The following is a 17,645-nucleotide window of genomic DNA, read 5'->3' as shown; positions in this document are numbered from 1 at the left end:
TTATGGCTAAGAAGTCAAAGATCGCCAAGAACGAGCAGCGCAAGGAAATCGTCGCCCGCTACGCGGAGCGTCGCGCTGAGCTCAAGGCAATCATCAAGAACCCGAACACCCCGGACGAAGAGCGCCTCGAGGCGCAGTTCGAGCTGAACCGTCAGCCGCGCGACGCCGCTCGCGTCCGCGTCCGTAACCGCGACTCCGCCGATGGACGTCCGCGCGGTTACCTCCGCAAGTTCGGTCTGTCCCGTGTCCGTATGCGCGGCATGGCTCACCGTGGTGAGCTGCCGGGCGTTCGCAAGTCCAGCTGGTAAAGGGGTACCCATACAATGGCTGTCAAGCGTAATAATCACAAGAAGTTCCGTATGGAGCAGACCCGTCGCCCGAAGAAGAACCCGCTCAAGGCCGAGGGCATTGAGAAGGTTGACTACAAGGAGATCAAGACCCTGCGTCTGTTCATCTCCGATCGTGGCAAGATCCGCTCCCGTCGCGTCACCGGTCTGACCCCGCAGCAGCAGCGCCAGGTTGCTACTGCCGTCAAGAACGCTCGCGAAATGGCTCTCCTGCCGTTCACGTCCCGCTAAACACTAGCTGGTTTCAACAGCGCACTTTTGCCGCTGTACTCGTGACTCACTAGGACAGGACAAAAGAGCTTTTAAGCCGCCGCCTACCTCCCCGTTTAAGGGGCACGGTAGGCGGCGGCTTTCGTTTTCCGCCTGTCCTCTTGGGGATCGTGCACCGCACCTGTCTTACTCAGAACTGGCACCCCCGAGTGCTACATTGAAGGGTTAGAACGCCCCTGATGGAAAGGGAACTTAAGCCTTTATGCCACTGCACGAATCACTCACAGACCTCAGCGAACTCGCTACCCACTGCCAGTCCCCCGCCCATGCACGCGGCTTGTTGGAAGAAGCGCAGGATTTGATGCGCAACGCAACTGCCCACCGGGGAGACGGTGTGGAACTCGCTGCGTGGTTTTCTCGCGTGATCACGGACATCGTCCGTTCTCCAGGCCTCGCCAGCCCGGTTCGACTCACCGGCGCCGCTGCCCGCGGCGACCTCCTCCCCTCACTACCCATCACGTGGTTAGGCACTGACGAACAGCTAGAGAAGGTCATCACCGAGGCTGGTTTGACCTGCGGCGCGGTACAGGATTGCGCATCAACCCGTGCCGATGCTGGCCTCCCACTGGGGTCTGGCGGCGAGGAGGAGCTCTACGCCGAGGCTGTGTCACAGCGCCCAGCACCGCTCAAGCTCGTGGATGGTCTCCCCGATCGTTTAGCCGATGTGTCCATTCGTTTTTCTTTGCTGGCGCCCATTTCTGCCATCGCGCGTTGGGCAGCACCAGCGCCCCGCCCCACCCAAGACCGTCTTGCCATCGGCGTGGAGCGTGAGCTGCTCACTACCGCGGAGGCAGAGGGCCTGAGTCTCGCTTGGGGCACGGGCATCGCGCTGGAGTTGGGGCGGTGGTATGAGGGCGTCGTCCAGCACAGTGTCGTGCTCGGGGATCTGCCCCCACTGGACCGCACCGCCTATGGATCGGCGTGCCGCACAGTCTCCGCTGCCTTTGAATCCATCATGATTCGGCACGGTAATGTGGTTAGCAGTAGTGAAAGCTGAGCTTTAGCAATCGCCGTTTGCGGCGGAGTGTACGATTACTGATTTGCCGTCAGTTATTACATGAACATTATCGAAGGGAGTCCGCCTCATGGCAGGTAGCGTTGGCAGGCCACGGAAGAATAGCCCACGCCGCCGGGGTAACACCGCGCGCGAAGAAATCCTGGATGCCTCATCCGAGCTTTTTACCACCCAGGGTTTTGCTACAACTTCCACGCACCAAATTGCTGATGCCGTCGGCATCCGTCAGGCTTCGCTGTACTATCACTTTCCTTCGAAGACCGATATCTTCCTCACCCTGCTGAATTCCACCATCGAGCCCTCGCTGGAGCTCGCGGATGAGCTTGCGGCCTCCGATGCCGCGCCGGCGCAGCGCCTGTGGTCACTGGTAGCAGCCGAATCTCGCCTGCTTTTGACCTCGGCGTGGAACGTCGGCCGCCTTTATCAGCTGCCGGTGGCTAATTCCCCCGAGTTCGGTGAATATCACGAGCAGCGCGACCGCCTCAAGGATCACTTCCGTACTGCCGCCGCAGGAATTGTGGGCGCGGACGATCCGCGCATCGAGCTCCCCTTCCACATCGCGCTCTCCGTCATTGAAATGCGTCCCAATGATGGCAACGCACCGTTTGATGCCTCGCAGCGCGTGCCGGAGCAGTCCGCCATGCTTGCCGACGCCGCCCTAGCAGTCCTCGGTGCCACCCCTCCCGACGATGCTGAGGCGACCACCCTGGAGCTGCTCAAGAACCGCAACGACTCTATTTCTTCCGCCGCCGCGGCCGCCGCGGACCGCAAGAGGTCGGCCCGCTAGCGGCCGTGTCGAATGGCGTAGTGCGCCAAGAAGGTCTTATAAGGCTTGTAGGCCTTTTCGCCGTCAGCGCGGAGGTTATCGACGAGGCGATCCATCTTGTGGTTCGTCTTCTTTTCGGTCCACCCCAGCGCCTCAGCAATGTCGCGCACCGAGGGGATATCGGCGTCGGTGGAGCCCGGCTTCTTGAGGTAGCTGGCTAGCTGGCGCAGCAGCTCTTCTTGCTCATCATTGGGCACGTGACGGGTGCGTGTGCGCTCTTCATCAACGTCCTGCTCGCGCTTGGTACGGCGCGAATAGTTGCTGTTTTCTACGTCGATATACAGCTCGTAGGGGCATTCTGGCGTCTCAAAGGTAACCCTCGATGGCCCTGGGGGTACCGCCGCGACCGAGCGGGGGCCGAGATCAATGCGCGAAAATCCTTTGACCCCGCGCAGCTCTATGCGCAGTGGGATGTGACTGCCCACGTTGCAGATCATCCACCCCTGGCCGCCATACCACAGCTGGAAGAGCTGGCGGTGCAGGCTGAGGTCCTCCTCACCCACCCGGAAGTCACCGGCGCGGCCGACGATGAGTTCCTCCCCCGGGGAAATAACCTTCACGCCGCCGATCAGGTCATCGATGCGCAGCCTGGGCCCCCGCGGTGCGTTCTGCGGCGTGCGTGGTTGTTGCTGGCTCATGGACACCTCCGTAGGGCTGGACAACTCGCGCTCTTCGCCGGGTATGTCGGCGAGGCGCCTTCAAACAGTGCTCTTCAGTGTAGCGGCATTCACTTTGTTTCGGCGTGCTAAGCCACACCCCACCTCAGCTGGCGCTAGGCCACGATAGCCCACGTCACTAAGAAAATAAGGATGATGACCACGACGGTGACCGTGATGATGAGGGCATTCGAATTATCCTTCGCGGCCGGCTTGCGGGTTGCCCGTTGAGGAGTAGACCGTCGCTGCACCGTAGACCCTGGCATCGCCGGGGTAACTGGTGTGGAGGGTGACACGGTTCCCGAAGACGCGATCGGGTTAGAGGGAGCGACGAAGCCAGTTGGCCTTGCCCGATCCATGGACCCAAAGGAGGCGGAGGGCTCCGGCCAACGCTGGGGTGATTGCCCTTGTTGGCCAAACTGTCCCGTCCGCGCAGTGCTTCGTGCATTCCGCGGCTGCTCTGGTTGCGACGAAGGCTGCGGTGCTGGGGCGCTACGCAGGGCAGAGGAAGTAGGGCCGGAAGCGGGCTGGGAGGGGCGGGAACGGGAGACGTCGTCAAGCGCGGCGATGAAGTCCTGGGCCCGCGCATAACGCTGCATGGGCACGCTGTTGAGCGCCTTGTTCAGCACGGTCTGTACCTCCGAGGCAACGCGGGCAGTGTCTTCTGCAAGGAATGCGGCGAAGGCATCGCTGGACAGATCCGGGATACGGCGCTGCCCTTCCCACTCGCTGCGCGGCATCGTGTCCTTGAGGTGGTGAAGCGTGAGCATCTCGAAAGCGATAAGTGCCAGCGAGTAATCGTCCGCGCGCGCCGACATGTCATCATCACCATAAGCATGGCCATTGTTCTCTGGGGCCAAATACTTTTCGGTACCCACGATGTGACCGACCTTGGTCAGGCGCGACTGGCCTTCCTCGATACTGATTCCGAAGTCACTCAGCACAGCCGGTGCCAAGCTACCAGGGTTCTTGCGCAGCAAGATATTGGCGGGCTTGATGTCCCGATGCACCCACCCGGGGTGCAGCTCGTGGTGCATATAGTCCAGCGCCGCGGCAATCGGTTTGAGGTAGTACGCCACCTCGGCGACCGTAAATCCCCTCCCCTTGTTGGCTCGTTCCCGGATCGCCTGCGCCAAGGTTCCACCGTCGATGAACGCCATGACCATCACGTCATCCCCGCGCGGCTCGATTCCTTGGAATAGAACTGAACCACCCCCGGGTGGCTACCGATCCTGGTGAGAGCCTTCATTTCGTTGTGGAAACGGGCTCGAGAGGCCTCATCCCGGACATCATCCAGCAGCACTTTAACCGCGAGCTCACGGGACAGATCCGGATCCGTAGCATGAAAAACCTGCCCCATGCCGCCCTCGCCCAGCAGGTACACGGTGGTATACCGCTTTTGCTGGGTAAGCCATTGCACGAAGTAGGAATTAGTCACCGCCCCATTGCACCATATGCATAGCAAGGCTTGAGGTTGCCATGTCCCATCGCCCCCAAATGGAGGGTGCTACCCCGCAGTTCCGTCTGGTTGTGCGGAGCCAGATATGCTACCTGTAGTTCTCTACTGTTTTCCAAGGACCCTATGAGCACCCCAGGATTTGGCACTAACCATTACGCGAATAAGCCCCCTACGCCGGCGTCGGGCCAGACTCAACGGCCCCAGTCAGAGCAGCGCAACCTCGTTCCGATCATCTGCGCCATTGCGATCCTTATCGCACTGCTGATTGCCGGAATCGTGATTTGGAATGATGTCCGTTCCACCAGCCAGGCAAGCCCCGAAGCCGGCAGCGCAACGGAGCAGGAACCCACCCGCGTAGGCGGGGCTGCGCCGGAGGAAACGGCCGCAGAAGAAGGAACAGCTGACGACGAGGAAACTGCTGGCGACGAGGAAGCCGCTGATGAGCAGGCACCGGAGACTTCTCTCAATCCTGATGCTGCCGATGTCCCCGAAGGACTCACCGCGGCCGGATGGTCCGACTACCCAGAGGCACGCTGCCAGCAAGGCGAGAGCATGATTTTCGCTGCCCATGGCTCGGATCCCGATTCGCACATTGTGGTCTGCGAAAAGCAGGACTCCCTTTTCTACCGCGGGGTCTGGTCCAGCGGTGCTGCCTTTGGCCCGGCGCGCGGTGAGGGAAGCTCCTTTAGCGCCACAATCCTCGATCCCACCAGCGGGGATGACACCGGCTCCGTGCTCAACATCCGGGGTACGGACTATGACATCGACGGGGAGGCCGGAAAATTCGAGGACTACTGGCCTCACTAGGAACCGCACTAGGGCTTTTAGACAGCTTCCTGCTGGCATCCCGCGTCCGGCCACTCCACCTGAGCGGTTTCTAATTGCCTGGCTAGTCGGGTGAGCATCTGCTGGGCTTCGCCGTAATCACCGGATGGTGCTGCGGCAAAAATTGCCACCGCCACCGTGTGTCCACCTAGCGTGATAAGCCCCATCTGACGGGCCTCATAGGAACCGTCCTCGGCAGGCCCCCAGCCGCCCTTCACCACCGCCCCGTCGAGGGTGCGAAGGCCATACTGCTGTGCCGGATCAACGTCACCCATGGCCGCGAGGATGGGATCTGCGCCTTCCTGGCATCCCAGCGCGGCGACGAATTTTGCTTGCTCGGACACCGGCCACTGAGTTTGGCCGAAGGCGCTAAACCCGGGGCGCGGTGGCGTGGCGGGAACGGTGGCGGTTCCGATGATTTCCTGGGTAGCCTGTGCCGCCTGCGCTCCCCCGCCGAGGGCTTCCCAGAGAGAATCTGCCGCAGCGTTATCGGAAAAAGTAATTGCTCGAGACACAGCGTCCGGATCCGCTACCCCGGCGCGTTCGGCGGCGATGGCCAGGGGGACTTTCGCCGTGGACCATGCGGGCCGCGGGTCGGTGATGCCGGCAGCCGCGACGGTCTGTGACCCAGCCACCGCGATTCCGGTTCCTGGGTTGTCGGCGGCGATGGCGTCGACGGCTTCCTGAAGGTCGGTGGCCTTAATCACGGATGGTTCCTTGTCGAGGATGGAATCAGGGGCAGGACTTGCGGACGAGCCGGATCCAGAATCAGGAAGGGAAGGCTGCGGGCTGCTTGCTGGAGCACTTGGTTCCGGCTGAGAGACGTCCCCAATGGTGCAGGCGCTGAGCGACGCCACCGCGATCCCCACCAGCGCTGCCAGTGCCGCCGGCCGGCGTCGCGGGTGTTCATGCGTGCGGCTTGGTCGTGTTCCGAATTTCATCGATACTCGCTTACACATTAGAGGATGTATACAACCGCATTATTGCCGCCAGTGCAGGTCACATACTCGCCGTTATCGGAACAATCCATGGTGTAGAACAGCTTGGTCTTCGGGCTAAAAGCCCTAATCGTGGCGTCAAACTCGTGGGTATCGACGTAGTGTTTGACGTATTCATCGCGCACGGAGTTGGCGAACGGCTCCGTCGTCACCTCAGTGCCGCGATAGACACTGTTGAAGTTGCCGCCGGGCTCGTTGTTACGCGCGGCGTCGTTCGCCGGGATAGCGCCCGCGGGCAGGTCAGGGTGCTCGGGGCGCTTCTGCGCCTTGGAGGTCGTCGTGGACTGCTCTGAGGTCTTCTCAGGTTCCTCCGCAGCTGAAGTGCTGTCTTGTGGACCCTCATTCTGCTCGGTGAGTTGGGCTGGCGCCTGGGGCGATTCAGCCTGGGATCCTGAGTCAGCGTGTTTAAAGAAAATGAGGTAGGCCAACGCGGCAATAACGAGGATTACTGCCAAGATCAGCACGCCGATGAGCACAAGCTTTCCGGAATTAGAGGAACCATGGTTTCCGGCATCGTCCTGTGCATAGGAATTCGCATAGGCAGCCGGCTGCTGATCGTACTGGCCAAATCCGTCCTGCGGCGCCGCCTGGGGCGGGAACTGTTGCGTGGGGAATTGCTGCTGCTGAGGATACTGGCCCTGGGATCCGGAGGGAGCAAAAGGATTTGAGTAGTTGTGCTCACCCGATTGCGAGTAGCCCGGATTATTTCCCATGTTTTGGGGGTATTGCTGGGGCTGTACTGGGCGCTGTTGTGTTGGCGGGGCTTCAAAATCCGCGGTTTCCGGGTGGGTTTCTTGATGAGAAGGCTGTGGCTGGCTGCCGTTTCCCTGCTGGGGATGCGCGCCGAATCCATGATTGCGATCTGAATCAGTCACCGAAGCCTCCGTAGATCGTGACGTTTGCAATTGCCAATAGGCGTTTTCTATCTGTCCTATCTTTGCACAGTCACAATTCTCTGCGCAGCGTTTACGTCTTTACTCGCGCTTTGCACAGTGTGTGCTCTGCTGTGCTGCCAGCGCTTCCTGCCCCACTGGGGAGTATTCCCACGAGCTTCCATTGAAGTCCCCACGGACGGTGCTTAAGGGTTTAGATTGTTAGAGGTATCTCGATGCTCTAACTTCCTGTGCACGGAAAGGTTGCTGATCTCCCGCCATGTCATTTCCTACTGGTCCTTCGGGCACCCCTCCACGCGACTCCGGTTCCTCCGGCTTCGGTTCACCTGCTCCCGGGTTTGGCCGCCCGGGCCATCCCGGCGGCACAAATGGTCCGAGCGGCGGATTCGGAAGCACTCCCCCGTTCGGTGGGCACCCCGCTAGCCCCGCCCCGCAGCCGTTCAGTGGTGGCGCGCCAACACCCCCAAATCCACCCCAGCCCAACTCTTATGCCGCTCCTACCCCGCCGAAAGGCACAGGGCGCTTCAGCGGCGCCATCGCGGCGCTGATTGCTTTGCTCCTCATCCTGGCTGTCGTCCTTGGCGTCGGCGCGTGGTTTATCTGGGGCCGCGAATCATCCAATACGGAGCAGACTGGTACAAGCTCCGAGCCAACCTCGACGGCCGCGCTTGCGACCACGCCTATGACCATCACGGGCGCTTAAGAAACTGAGATCATAACTGCCCTAGCCGCCAAATCTTGCGCTTCCGCGTCGAATTACGCGGCTAGATTCGTCAGCTAGGGCAGTTGAAGTTTGCTGGAACGCTTTGGTTCAGGCTCTAGTGGAAGAAGTGGCGGGTTCCGGTGAGGTACATGGTCACGCCAGCCTTCTTAGCGGCCTCGATGACTTCTTCATCGCGAATGGAACCACCCGGCTGAACCACGGCCTTGACACCGGCATCGAGGAGAACCTCGAGACCATCCGCAAACGGGAAGAAGGCGTCCGATGCAGCGAAGGAACCTTCGGTGCGGTTGGTGCCGTCGGCCAGCGTGTTGGCGCGCTCAACCGCGAGCTTGGCGGAGTCGACGCGATTGACCTGGCCCATGCCCACGCCCACGGTGGCATTATCCTTAGCCAACAGGATGGCGTTGGACTTCACCGCACGCACGGCGCGCCAAGCAAACTCGAGCTGCGCTAGATCGGATTCGTTCAGGGCCTCGCCCGCAGCCAGCGTCCAGTTGGCCGGGTTATCGCCCTCCGCCTGGTAGGTATCCGGCTCTTGGGTGAGCACACCGCCGGAAATGTACTTGCGCTCCACCTGCGGAGCCTCGTACTCAGCTTGCAGCACACGGAGGTTCTTCTTGGCCTTAAGAACCTCGATGGCGCCCTCCTCGTAGGACGGGGCCACGATGACCTCGGTGAAGATCTCCTTGACCTGCTCCGCCATCTCCACGGTGACCTCGCGGTTCACAGCGATGACGCCGCCGAATGCGGACATCGGGTCGCAGGCATGGGCCGCGCGGTGAGCAGCCGCGATGGACTCGTCAGACACCGCGATGCCACACGGGTTGGCATGCTTGATGATTGCCACGCACGGGCGCTCATGATCCCAGGCGGCGCGCCACGCGGCGTCAGCATCCTGGTAGTTGTTGTAGCTCATTTCCTTGCCGTTGAACTGCGTCGCATTGGCCAGTCCCTTGGCACCGATGCGGGTCACGGTCGCGGACTGGTGCGAGTTCTCGCCGTAGCGCAGCGGGGTGGTCTCCTCGCCCTCGCTGAGCTGATCGACGAACCACGCAGACACCGCGGCGTCGTAATCAGCGGTATGCAGGAAGGCATCGCGGGCTAGGCCGCGGCGCTGTTCCAGCGTGAAGCCACCGTTGACCACGGCGTCTGCGACCTCGCCATAGCGCGCAGGGTCTACAACCACAGCAACGGAGGGGTGGTTCTTGGCGGCCGCGCGCACCATGGACGGGCCGCCGATATCGATCTGCTCGACACAGCCATCAAAGTCGGCTCCGGAGGCCACCGTCTCACGGAAGGGATACAGGTTCACCACGACGAGTTGGAAGGGCTCTACCTCCAGCTCCTCAAGCTGCTTGAGGTGATCGTCCTTGCGGGTATCCGCCAGGATTCCCGCATGCACGCGGGGGTGCAGCGTCTTCACACGGCCCTCAAGGCACTCTGGAAAGCCGGTGAGCTTCTCGACGGGCGTGACGTCAATGCCCAAGTCTGCGATCTTTTTCGCGGTGGAACCGGTGGAAACAATCTCCACGCCAGCGTTATCGAGGGACCGGGCGAGGTCTTCTAGACCGGTCTTGTCATAAACGCTAATCAGCGCGCGCTTGATGTTCTTACGATCTTCGCTCATGGTACGGGGACTTAAGCCTTCCTTGCGGTAATGAATTAATTAGAGCTGAATGCTGAGTGCTTCGCCCTCCACGCGCGCCGCGCGGAGAACGCTAACGATAAGTTCTCTTTCGACCACTTTGATGCGCTCGTGCAAGCTGGCCTCATCATCCTCTGCCAGAATCCGGACGGGTTCCTGGGCAATGATGGAGCCGGTATCGACGCCGGCATCAACGAAATGGACGGTCGAGCCTGTGACCTTGGCACCATAAGCCAGCGCATCGCGTACGCCATGCGCGCCTTTGAAGGCAGGCAAGAGCGCTGGATGGGTATTGATGGTGCGACCTTCGAAGCGATCCAGGAAATCTTTGCCCAAGATCTTCATAAAGCCTGCAGAAACAACAACGTCTGGCTGCGCAGCATCCACTGCGGCAACCAGACGTTGGTTCCATTCGGCGCGGTCAGCGCCCATCTCTACGACTTCGGTGGCAATTCCCGCCGCCCTCGCGCGCTCAATGCCCTGGCAAGGCACGTCCGCGATGACTTTCACGACGCTGTAATGCTCATCCTGGCCATCGACGATGGCCTGCAATAGCGAGCCAGTTCCGGAAACCAGAACAACAACGTTGAGGTGGGCAATAGCAGCGGGCTGATGCGGTGTAGTCACGCGCTACAGCCTAGCCGCTACCGCCGTGAACCGCGGAATTTTTACTCTTTTGTGGGGCCTTCAGCTTCTTGGTGTTCCTCTGCGTCTGTGTCGAGCTTCCCCGTGGCTTCAGCGGTCTCATCGGTTTCAGCCTCGGTTTCGGCACTTTCTACGTCCACGACTTCTGCGTCAACTACGTCGGTTTCAGTCTGGCTTTCGACCTGTTCCTCAGCTGGCGCCTCAGCTTGCTCCTTAGTCTGGCCCTCTTGCTCGTCCTCTATTTCGTCCTCAGCGTCGGCCTCGGCTTCGCTTTCTTCGTCGGGGTTGGATTCCTCCGCGTCAGTCTCTGCTTCTTCCGCTTCGGCAGCGGTGGCGTCGCCAAGCACTGCAGAATCCTGCTCCGGCTGAGCAGTGTCGGTGGAGTCTGTCGTCGTCTCCTCGGCAGCCGCGGGGGCTTCTGCCTCAGCAGCCGGGGCGGTAGCGCGGCGAGCACGCGATGCGGACACCGCCTGAGACGTCGCAAAGGCACACCCCACGACGAGGCACCACAGGGAGCTCAGCCCCACCGCTGTCCACAGCTCCGGCCCGGTGTAGCCGTACACGCCTAGCGCGCCGGACACGGCGTAGTACGCCACGAGAGAGGACACGGCAACAGTGATGGTTGCAACAAGCGCTACGTGGAAAGACACCAGCGCTCGGCGACGATAAAACGCCGCCACCGCAGCGAGTACTGGAACAACCAAGAGAACCGCGAACCACGAGCTGATGGAAGGAGGAACGGCTGCGGCCAACGGCAGCGGCGGAAGTGGAACTACGTGGCCGCTGAACAGACTCACGCTAGTACCTTCACCAATGTGCAGTTCCGAGCCGCTCAGCACCGCCCCCGCAGCAACTGCGGCATTCGGGAGGTACAGAATACTTAGCAGGAAAAGCCCCACGGTCCCCATCGCTGTGAGAACCGGATAGCTAGCGAGCATCTCAGCCTGGCGCGACCAGCCACACCCCCACATAATCACAACGAGAACCAGCCCTGCGGCGCCAAGGTAGCCAAGGTAGCTCAGGCCGATTTGGGCGGCGTCGACGAATACGCGGGGAACTCCGCTGCGCTTAGCCAAGGCCTTCCACAAGCGCGGGCCCATGCCTCCAATGAGAGCAGCGGCATGCAGAAGGAGCATGCGGGGCACAACGCGATACAACTCCGGCGGAGAGACGTCGTAAACCTTTCCGGCATCCCAGAGCATCAACCACGCAATAATGGTCAGAACCACCGGCACTGCCAGCACGCAGCAGCTCAGGACAAGCAAGTCATTAATACTCACCTTGTCCTTGACCGCCGCTCGAACGCGGCGGCCTACCAGCCAGGCCAAGAAGGCGGCAGGAAGAACAGGTAGGACACCGATATCAATCCCGCCAGCGCGGATTGGAGCCAGGTTAAACACCATCCACGCCTCCCCCACGATGGTGTTCAGCCACGCGAAGGGGGAGCTAGTGAGGAGGAGCGCGGCGATAGCGACCACGAGTATGCCCAGAACCACGACGAGGTGCGGGATGCCGACGACGATAAGCATGCGGCGAATTCGCCCGCGCAACGTCGTCGGGGCCTGCGCGCGACGAGCGCGAGCCTTATCCGATTCAATTCCCTTGATGCGCTCAGCAGGAGCCCGGCGGTCTCGCCGGTAGCCTCGCTCAGAGCGCTCAGCGCCATCGCCGCGTCCACGCACATGCGCGCGGGGGCGAGCTGACGTCCTGGACTGGGGGCTCGTGTTCTTATTCATCGGCGTCCACTTTGCCACGAGCACCTCCCCCACCGGGGGTGGCGCGTCGATATCCGATCCGATTGATCCGATACACCCCCGAATCAACAACTCTGCGGGACTCCTTTACTTGCGTCCTCTGCGCTGACTGCCCGGTTCCCTGACCATAGCTTCACTTCATTCACAGGAAACAGCTGTCGTATCATGACATAGAAATCTTTCGGCATATTCAGAAGAAAAACTGCAATCCGGGTTGCTCTGCACCCGTCGAGACGCTACTGTTACATCTCGTTGGTAACAGGAAGGTCACAATCGGATAACCAACCAGATTTAGACGTAACGATTATTTTGGTTGGACGATAGTGAATTAAGACGGAAGAAGAGTTCATGCGAAGCAAGACTCAGCGAAGCGCAGGTCGCCACCGCAAAATCACCACCTCGCAGACCGCAAAGGGACGCCTGGCGGTTATGACCATCGCGGCTGGTGCCGTATCTACCGCAGGCGTTGGCGGTGCCGCAGCTGGCACCATTCAATCCGCCGGCACCGGCGAGACCAAGGCGCAGTCCATCGATTACACCTTGCAGGCAGACACCGATCCGCTCAAGGACGCACAGGCCGCCGTCGAGGACGCAGCACCGCAGATCCTCTCCATCGCGGAAACCAAGCCGGTCGCTGACCTGTCCACGCAGCTGGATAAGGCCATTCAGGCCGCTGATGCCCGCGCCGCCGCCGATGAGGCAAACCGCGCGCCTTCCGTAGCCCGCCCGGCAGAAGGTACCTTCACCTCGGGCTTCGGCCCCCGCTGGGGCTCCTTCCACTCCGGCATCGACATCGCTAATGCCGTGGGCACCCCGATCCTTTCCGTTATGGATGGAACCGTCATCGATTCCGGCCCGGCTTCCGGCTACGGCCAGTGGATCCGCATCAAGCACGATGACGGCTCCATGAGCGTTTACGGCCACATGCAGACCCTTGACGTCGCTGTTGGCGAGCGCGTCCACGCTGGCCAGAAGATCGCCGGCATGGGTTCTCTCGGCTTCTCTACTGGCTCCCACCTGCACTTCGAAATTCACCCCACCGGTGAAGGTGCCGTGGACCCGGTTCCGTGGCTCGCAGAGCGCGGCATCGACGTCGCTTAAAACTCACGCGACCAAACCTTCCAACACCACGTAGGCGGCATAGAGCGAATCTGCTCTATGCCGTCTTTTGCGTATTTCACCCCACTCACCGATGGTCAGGCGCGTAGGGTCGCGCGCCACCTCGCGGGACACCGGGCGGGGGTAAACACCACTCTCCGTTCCGGAACCTCTTGCCAAGCCGATAGTTACCCGGTAACTTACCGGGTATGCACCTAACTAATCCTCCCCTTGTCCTCCGCGCAGGAGGTGACCATGTCCGTCAAACACTCCGTTCTTGCGCTGCTCAGTGATCAACCTTCCACAGCCAGCCACATCAAGACCCGCTTTGCGGAGACCTTCGACAACCTCTGGCCGCTCAACATGGGCCAAGTAGCCCAAACCCTAAGCCGCTTAGAGCGCGATGGGCTCATCGCCACCGACGGCGAGCTCACCGGCCCCACCGGGCGCCGCGCCACCAGCTACGCCATCACCCCTGACGGGCGCGCAGAGCTCTCGCAATGGTGGAAGTCCACCTTGCACAGTGACGCCATCGAACGCGATGAGCTCGTGCTCAAAGTGTCCCTTGCCGCTCGGCGCTCCGACGTCGACGTTATCGCCGTCCTTGACGCCCAGCGTTTCGCCACCGTTCGCCAGCTCCGCGAACTCAACCGCCGAGCCTCGGAATTGCCTGCGGAGCGCAGCGCCCAGCGCTTGGCCGTGGAGCGCCAAATCTTCGACTTGGAATCTCTCTCACGTTGGCTCGACCGCGTGGAATCTCTGACCAACCCGACCACCCCCACCGCCGCCGAGGAGGAACCGCGATGACCCCCGACTCCGTGCCCACCACCCAGCACATTCCTTTCCCGCTCGAACTCGAAAACATCACCTGTATCTTCGGCAGCGGCGCTCGCCAGGTCACCGCGCTGGATTCCGTCAACCTGCAGCTACAACCGGGCGAGTTGGTAGCCGTCATGGGCCCCTCCGGCTCCGGCAAATCCACCCTGCTCAACGTCGCAGGACTGTTGCAACCGCCGACATCGGGACGCGTGCTTCTCGACGGCGCCGATGCCTCCCAGCTCTCCAAAGCCAAGGCCGCAATTGCCCGACGCCGCCACTTGGGCCTCGTGTTTCAGCACTTCAACCTGGTTTCTTCCCTGACCGTTGGTGAAAACGTTTCCCTTCCCCTTGAACTCGATGGCCTATCGCCTGCGCAGTGCCGTGAGGCAGCAGAGGAAGCGCTGAGCGAGGTCGGCCTCGACGGCACCATTGACCGCTTCCCCGAGGAAATCTCCGGTGGTCAGGCCCAGCGCGTGGCGATTGCCCGCGCGCTCATTGGACCGCGCAAAGTTCTGCTCGCGGATGAGCCCACCGGTGCCTTGGATACCTCGACGGGCGAGGAGATCATGAAGGTTCTACGCGCGCGTATCGACGCCGGTGCTTCCGGCATTCTGGTCACCCACGAGCCGCGTTTCGCGGGCTGGGCCGACCGCGTCGTTATGGTTCGCGACGGGCGCCTCACCGGCGAGGAGGTGCGCTAATATGTCCGGCATTAATGCCGCTACCCGCCCGACGAGGCGTGATCTCAAGCTTCATCCATGGCGCACTCTGGCCGCCGTGATGCTCATTGCCTTGCCGGTGGCCCTAGTCATCGGAATTGCGCTCTTTGATAATTCCTCCGGACGGCTCTCCGCAGCCTTGAGCTCGCCCGATCGGTCCCTTCAGGTGAGCAACGAGCGTCAGGACATTGCCAACGAAGACGTTCCCCGCCTGGCCGCCCAGGTGCTGCCAAAAGGCCTCAGCGTCAGCCCGGTCACCACTTTTTCTAGCACGTCACTTATCCATAATGGGAAGTCAACCAACTCCTGGGTAGATCAGTTCGACACAGAGAATCCGCCGGAACCGGCACAGGAGGCCGTCGATAAATTCAACCTTGGCCCCAACCAGGCAGTTCTGTCGCGTTCGACCGCACGCAAGATCGACGCCTCCGTCGGAGACGTCATCACCGTGCGCACCAACGCCCTCAGCGGCGATCGCCAAGCCACAGTCGCGGCCATTGCTCCCGAAAACTATGACTTTGTCACCTCCCCCACCCTCAATGACGCTCTCAGCGACCCGTCCTTTCAGATACGCACCTCCTGGGTCATCGTGGGTGACACGCCGCTGACCAAAGAGGACGCCGACCGCGCCCATGAAGCTGGGCTGGAAATCTGGGCACCGGAGCTGCGAGATACGGACCGACCCGATTCTGAGTCGGATTCCTTTGGTGGAATCCTGAGCAGCATTCTTTTCGTGCTTTTCTTCTTCGGCCTCTACGCCATCGCCGGATTGCTCATCCTTTTCCTTCTCGCGCCCGTCTTCACGCTGGCTACCGGACGCAATACGCGCCTGTACGCGCTGATGTCGAGCCAGGGTGCATTACCACGCCACATCATGTTCGCAGTGATGGCCTATGGCCTGCTGATGGGACTAATCGGCGCCACCATCGGTGGGATCGTTGGCCTCACGGTCTCGTGGGTGTGGTGGACAGCCCGCTATCCGGACTTTGCTGCACGCCTGCCCTTCCTAGCGATTGCTCTCGCGTGGCTCGTGGCGGTGGCAGGCTGTGTCATTGTCTCCATCGTTCCCGCATGGTTGGCACAACGTGGTGCCCTCTCCGCTGCAATCCAGGGAGCCTCTCCCGACCGCCTGCTGCGCTTTAGGAAGTGGATGGCCATCGGCCCTGCATTCCTTCTTCTGCTCGTACTATTCAGCTTCACTCCCTGGGGAGAGTACATCCCCACGGTGCTGGCTCTCTTCGGAGTCATCGCGGTTGCCGCGTCTGCCCCGGCCTTGGTCTTCCTGTGCTCCCTGTTGTCTCGCCGAGGCCCACTCGCATTGCGCCTTGCCGGGCGCGGCCTTACCCGGCGCAGCATGCATGCCTTGCCGACGTCCATCGCTCTCGTATCGGTCTCCTTCACAGCCTCCCTGTTTGGTGTAGGCGTCATGACCGATAGCGCAAAGAGCGTAGCCGAAGAAGCGCTTGTTATGCCGGAGACCACAGCGCTGATTGAGGAGACGACGTTTGACCAACCTACGCAGGCTTCTACGCCGGAAGAACGCGCAGCGGTAAAGGCCATCCAGCAGGCTACCGGTGCTCGCACACACTCCTTCTATGCTTTCCCCTCGTGGACCACGTCTTTTAGCCTTCCTGACGATGGTGAATTCTATGAGCTCAGCACCGAATTTGACTACCAGTGCTCACAGGTCGATCTCAGCAAACCGGTTGAGAGGGCAGTCTTCGTGGACAACCAAGGGCGGCGCACCGATGAGTCCGAGGAGGCCCGCCAAGAGTGCGCGCACGAGTTGATGACGACCTTCCCTTATAGCCCGTTGATCTATCAAAGCAGGATGATCCAAGCTGATTCCTCGCAGCTCGAGCTGTGGCAGTTCGACTCGGAAGAGGATCGACGTGCGGCGGCACAAACATTGGAGGCCGGCGGCATCGTGCTCCCCCACAGCAGCCACGTCGGGGACAAGACACACGGCACGGTAACCGTAAAGACGTATAACCGCGTCGACAGTCAAGAGCCAAGCGGAGCCCACAACGCCGATCTGCCAGTTGTTGAGGCCTTGCCTACCGTGGATCGTGACGTGGTCCTGATTAGCCAGCAGGCCGCTCAAAAGCTGAACATGAAGCCCTTCTACGTAGGCCAGGCCCTGGCGTTGGATGAGGCGCCGAGCGAAGCAGAGCGAGAGGAGCTGCGAGACCTAACAGCGAGCGCTTCGCAGTCGCGATACTCACTGGAGTTCGGTGTCTCCTCCCCCGAGAGCTTCCGCTACTACCTCGGCCTAGGAATGGGAATCATCTGCCTCATCGTGCTCGCGCTCATCATCGCCAATGCGGCTAACACCATGCGCCATGAAAGCACCGTGCTGCAGTCGATTGGCGCGCACCCCTCGCTGATGTCCAAGGTAGCCGCGTGGCAAACCTGGATAGTGGCCACCGCAAGCATGCTCTTCGGAGTGATCGCGGGACACCTTGGCACGTTCCTCTTCACTGATAGGTCCGCCTTCACCTTCTCTGAACCCCCACATGGCCTGCGCCCGCAGGACTACTTCACCCCGGATTGGTGGCAGTTCCTCGCCGTGCTTGTTGTGCCGCTCATAGCCGCCGCTATAGCGGCCGCGGTCAATCGCAGCGATAAGACAGCCCCGCTCACCGCACGGGATCGCAGCGAGTCGCGTTCGTTGACCTAGCCTTCGTGGCCCACCGTTCCCCGACCGAGCCTTCGGCCGGGGAACAACTCTTTTCACACCCCCAACCCCTACCCCCATTCTTTAAACCTTCACTTTACCCCTGTAACAATTTTCACTTCTTTCACACACGTAACACGCTGGGCTGTTCGATAGTTTTTCGAACAATTCCTGTATTTACCTGCATTTTTGCGCATTGCGCAGGGTGATAGCACGGGATAGTTTGTATCTCGTTGCCACGGAAGCTCAGCACACGGCCGAAACCGCACCGGCGT

Annotated in this window: 18 protein-coding genes; 10 read left to right on the top strand and 8 right to left on the bottom strand. The window is 61.1% G+C overall.

Annotated elements, in window-relative coordinates:
- Positions 1 to 2: 2 nt before the first annotated feature.
- The 4 genes from rpsN to HMPREF2808_RS02940 all read left to right on the top strand — a co-directional run bounded on the left by rpsN (position 3) and on the right by HMPREF2808_RS02940 (position 2,419).
- Positions 3 to 308 carry a 30S ribosomal protein S14 gene (gene rpsN, locus HMPREF2808_RS02955; RefSeq protein ID WP_010187625.1) on the top strand — a complete coding sequence of 102 codons (306 nt, stop codon included), beginning with the start codon at positions 3 to 5 and terminating at the stop codon, positions 306 to 308.
- Between the two features lie 15 nt (positions 309 to 323).
- Positions 324 to 578, top strand: a complete 255-nt coding sequence (gene rpsR / locus HMPREF2808_RS02950; protein ID WP_010187626.1) for a 30S ribosomal protein S18 — start codon at positions 324 to 326, stop codon at positions 576 to 578.
- A gap of 241 nt (positions 579 to 819) precedes the next feature.
- Positions 820 to 1,614, top strand: coding sequence for a hypothetical protein (locus tag HMPREF2808_RS02945; RefSeq protein WP_070623627.1), 795 nt, complete (start codon positions 820 to 822; stop codon positions 1,612 to 1,614).
- Between the two features lie 88 nt (positions 1,615 to 1,702).
- Entirely contained in the window at positions 1,703 to 2,419 is a 717-nt protein-coding gene (locus HMPREF2808_RS02940) for a TetR/AcrR family transcriptional regulator (protein WP_070520700.1), read from the top strand.
- On the opposite strand, the gene HMPREF2808_RS02935 is transcribed toward HMPREF2808_RS02940, so the two are convergent.
- The 3 genes from HMPREF2808_RS02935 to HMPREF2808_RS13875 form a co-directional block, all read right to left on the bottom strand.
- On the bottom strand, positions 2,416 to 3,096 hold the full coding sequence (locus tag HMPREF2808_RS02935) for a DNA-binding response regulator (protein WP_118854842.1): 681 nt from the start codon (positions 3,094 to 3,096) through the stop codon (positions 2,416 to 2,418). The genes HMPREF2808_RS02940 and HMPREF2808_RS02935 overlap by 4 nt on opposite strands.
- A gap of 134 nt (positions 3,097 to 3,230) precedes the next feature.
- Positions 3,231 to 4,274 (bottom strand): serine/threonine protein kinase, encoded by a 1,044-nt coding sequence (locus tag HMPREF2808_RS02930; protein ID WP_256388839.1) that lies wholly within the window; start codon positions 4,272 to 4,274, stop codon positions 3,231 to 3,233.
- 5 nt (positions 4,275 to 4,279) lie between these two features.
- On the bottom strand, positions 4,280 to 4,552 hold the full coding sequence (locus HMPREF2808_RS13875; RefSeq protein ID WP_256388838.1) for a protein kinase domain-containing protein: 273 nt from the start codon (positions 4,550 to 4,552) through the stop codon (positions 4,280 to 4,282).
- 144 nt (positions 4,553 to 4,696) lie between these two features.
- On the opposite strand from HMPREF2808_RS13875, the gene HMPREF2808_RS02925 reads away from it, so the two are divergent.
- Positions 4,697 to 5,380, top strand: a complete 684-nt coding sequence (locus tag HMPREF2808_RS02925) for a hypothetical protein (protein WP_070623621.1) — start codon at positions 4,697 to 4,699, stop codon at positions 5,378 to 5,380.
- A gap of 17 nt (positions 5,381 to 5,397) precedes the next feature.
- Here HMPREF2808_RS02925 and HMPREF2808_RS02920 read toward each other — a convergent pair whose 3' ends face one another.
- Together HMPREF2808_RS02920 and HMPREF2808_RS02915 are read right to left on the bottom strand one after the other, a co-directional pair.
- Positions 5,398 to 6,339: a serine hydrolase gene (locus HMPREF2808_RS02920; RefSeq protein ID WP_246818500.1), complete on the bottom strand. Its 942-nt coding sequence runs from the start codon at positions 6,337 to 6,339 to the stop codon at positions 5,398 to 5,400.
- 17 nt (positions 6,340 to 6,356) lie between these two features.
- Complete coding sequence (locus HMPREF2808_RS02915; RefSeq protein ID WP_070520686.1) at positions 6,357 to 7,271, bottom strand: hypothetical protein; 915 nt, start codon at positions 7,269 to 7,271, stop codon at positions 6,357 to 6,359.
- A 277-nt stretch (positions 7,272 to 7,548) separates the two neighbouring features.
- Here HMPREF2808_RS02915 and HMPREF2808_RS12930 point away from each other — a divergent pair, with 277 nt between their 5' ends.
- A complete protein-coding gene (locus HMPREF2808_RS12930) occupies positions 7,549 to 7,992 on the top strand; it encodes a hypothetical protein (protein WP_232755556.1) in 444 nt (147 codons plus the stop codon).
- A gap of 115 nt (positions 7,993 to 8,107) precedes the next feature.
- Here HMPREF2808_RS12930 and purH read toward each other — a convergent pair whose 3' ends face one another.
- The 3 genes from purH to HMPREF2808_RS02900 are packed head-to-tail and all read right to left on the bottom strand — an operon-like array spanning position 8,108 to position 12,039.
- Positions 8,108 to 9,640 (bottom strand): bifunctional phosphoribosylaminoimidazolecarboxamide formyltransferase/IMP cyclohydrolase, encoded by a 1,533-nt coding sequence (purH, locus tag HMPREF2808_RS02910; RefSeq protein ID WP_070520683.1) that lies wholly within the window; start codon positions 9,638 to 9,640, stop codon positions 8,108 to 8,110.
- A gap of 39 nt (positions 9,641 to 9,679) precedes the next feature.
- The gene (gene purN / locus HMPREF2808_RS02905; RefSeq protein WP_070531639.1) at positions 9,680 to 10,285 is read right to left on the bottom strand and encodes a phosphoribosylglycinamide formyltransferase; all 606 of its coding nucleotides are present in this window, start codon (positions 10,283 to 10,285) and stop codon (positions 9,680 to 9,682) included.
- Between the two features lie 41 nt (positions 10,286 to 10,326).
- A complete protein-coding gene (locus HMPREF2808_RS02900; RefSeq protein ID WP_246818499.1) occupies positions 10,327 to 12,039 on the bottom strand; it encodes a cell division protein PerM in 1,713 nt (570 codons plus the stop codon).
- Between the two features lie 366 nt (positions 12,040 to 12,405).
- On the opposite strand from HMPREF2808_RS02900, the gene HMPREF2808_RS02895 reads away from it, so the two are divergent.
- The 4 genes from HMPREF2808_RS02895 to HMPREF2808_RS02880 all read left to right on the top strand — a co-directional run bounded on the left by HMPREF2808_RS02895 (position 12,406) and on the right by HMPREF2808_RS02880 (position 17,373).
- The gene (locus HMPREF2808_RS02895) at positions 12,406 to 13,158 is read left to right on the top strand and encodes a M23 family metallopeptidase (protein ID WP_070520676.1); all 753 of its coding nucleotides are present in this window, start codon (positions 12,406 to 12,408) and stop codon (positions 13,156 to 13,158) included.
- Between the two features lie 252 nt (positions 13,159 to 13,410).
- On the top strand, positions 13,411 to 13,962 hold the full coding sequence (locus tag HMPREF2808_RS02890; protein WP_070520673.1) for a PadR family transcriptional regulator: 552 nt from the start codon (positions 13,411 to 13,413) through the stop codon (positions 13,960 to 13,962).
- Positions 13,959 to 14,675: an ABC transporter ATP-binding protein gene (locus HMPREF2808_RS02885; RefSeq protein WP_070520666.1), complete on the top strand. Its 717-nt coding sequence runs from the start codon at positions 13,959 to 13,961 to the stop codon at positions 14,673 to 14,675. Before HMPREF2808_RS02890 ends, HMPREF2808_RS02885 begins: the two co-directional genes overlap by 4 nt.
- Position 14,676: 1 nt before the next feature.
- Entirely contained in the window at positions 14,677 to 17,373 is a 2,697-nt protein-coding gene (locus tag HMPREF2808_RS02880) for an FtsX-like permease family protein (protein WP_070597470.1), read from the top strand.
- Positions 17,374 to 17,645 lie beyond the last annotated feature (272 nt).

This window comes from Corynebacterium sp. HMSC078A10, from assembly GCF_001811565.1.
GTDB classification, from domain to species: Bacteria; Actinomycetota; Actinomycetes; order Mycobacteriales; family Mycobacteriaceae; genus Corynebacterium; species Corynebacterium hesseae.
Note: the sequence above shows the minus strand (reverse complement) of the source record. Positions and strands in the feature narration are given on the sequence as shown.

Excerpts from the sequence above, each read along its gene's own strand:
- HMPREF2808_RS02895 (WP_070520676.1), top strand. The coding sequence starts at position 12,406 with ATGCGAAGCAAGACTCAGCGAAGCGCAGGTCGCCACCGCAAAATCACC.
- HMPREF2808_RS12930 (WP_232755556.1), top strand. The coding sequence starts at position 7,549 with ATGTCATTTCCTACTGGTCCTTCGGGCACCCCTCCACGCGACTCCGGT.
- HMPREF2808_RS02935 (WP_118854842.1), bottom strand. The coding sequence starts at position 3,096 with ATGAGCCAGCAACAACCACGCACGCCGCAGAACGCACCGCGGGGGCCC.
- purH (WP_070520683.1), bottom strand. The coding sequence starts at position 9,640 with ATGAGCGAAGATCGTAAGAACATCAAGCGCGCGCTGATTAGCGTTTAT.
- HMPREF2808_RS02880 (WP_070597470.1), top strand. The coding sequence starts at position 14,677 with ATGTCCGGCATTAATGCCGCTACCCGCCCGACGAGGCGTGATCTCAAG.
- HMPREF2808_RS02930 (WP_256388839.1), bottom strand. The coding sequence starts at position 4,274 with ATGGCGTTCATCGACGGTGGAACCTTGGCGCAGGCGATCCGGGAACGA.
- HMPREF2808_RS02945 (WP_070623627.1), top strand. The coding sequence starts at position 820 with ATGCCACTGCACGAATCACTCACAGACCTCAGCGAACTCGCTACCCAC.
- HMPREF2808_RS02890 (WP_070520673.1), top strand. The coding sequence starts at position 13,411 with ATGTCCGTCAAACACTCCGTTCTTGCGCTGCTCAGTGATCAACCTTCC.
- HMPREF2808_RS02940 (WP_070520700.1), top strand. The coding sequence starts at position 1,703 with ATGGCAGGTAGCGTTGGCAGGCCACGGAAGAATAGCCCACGCCGCCGG.
- HMPREF2808_RS02885 (WP_070520666.1), top strand. The coding sequence starts at position 13,959 with ATGACCCCCGACTCCGTGCCCACCACCCAGCACATTCCTTTCCCGCTC.
- rpsR (WP_010187626.1), top strand. The coding sequence starts at position 324 with ATGGCTGTCAAGCGTAATAATCACAAGAAGTTCCGTATGGAGCAGACC.
- HMPREF2808_RS02920 (WP_246818500.1), bottom strand. The coding sequence starts at position 6,339 with ATGAAATTCGGAACACGACCAAGCCGCACGCATGAACACCCGCGACGC.
- HMPREF2808_RS02925 (WP_070623621.1), top strand. The coding sequence starts at position 4,697 with ATGAGCACCCCAGGATTTGGCACTAACCATTACGCGAATAAGCCCCCT.
- HMPREF2808_RS02900 (WP_246818499.1), bottom strand. The coding sequence starts at position 12,039 with ATGAATAAGAACACGAGCCCCCAGTCCAGGACGTCAGCTCGCCCCCGC.
- rpsN (WP_010187625.1), top strand. The coding sequence starts at position 3 with ATGGCTAAGAAGTCAAAGATCGCCAAGAACGAGCAGCGCAAGGAAATC.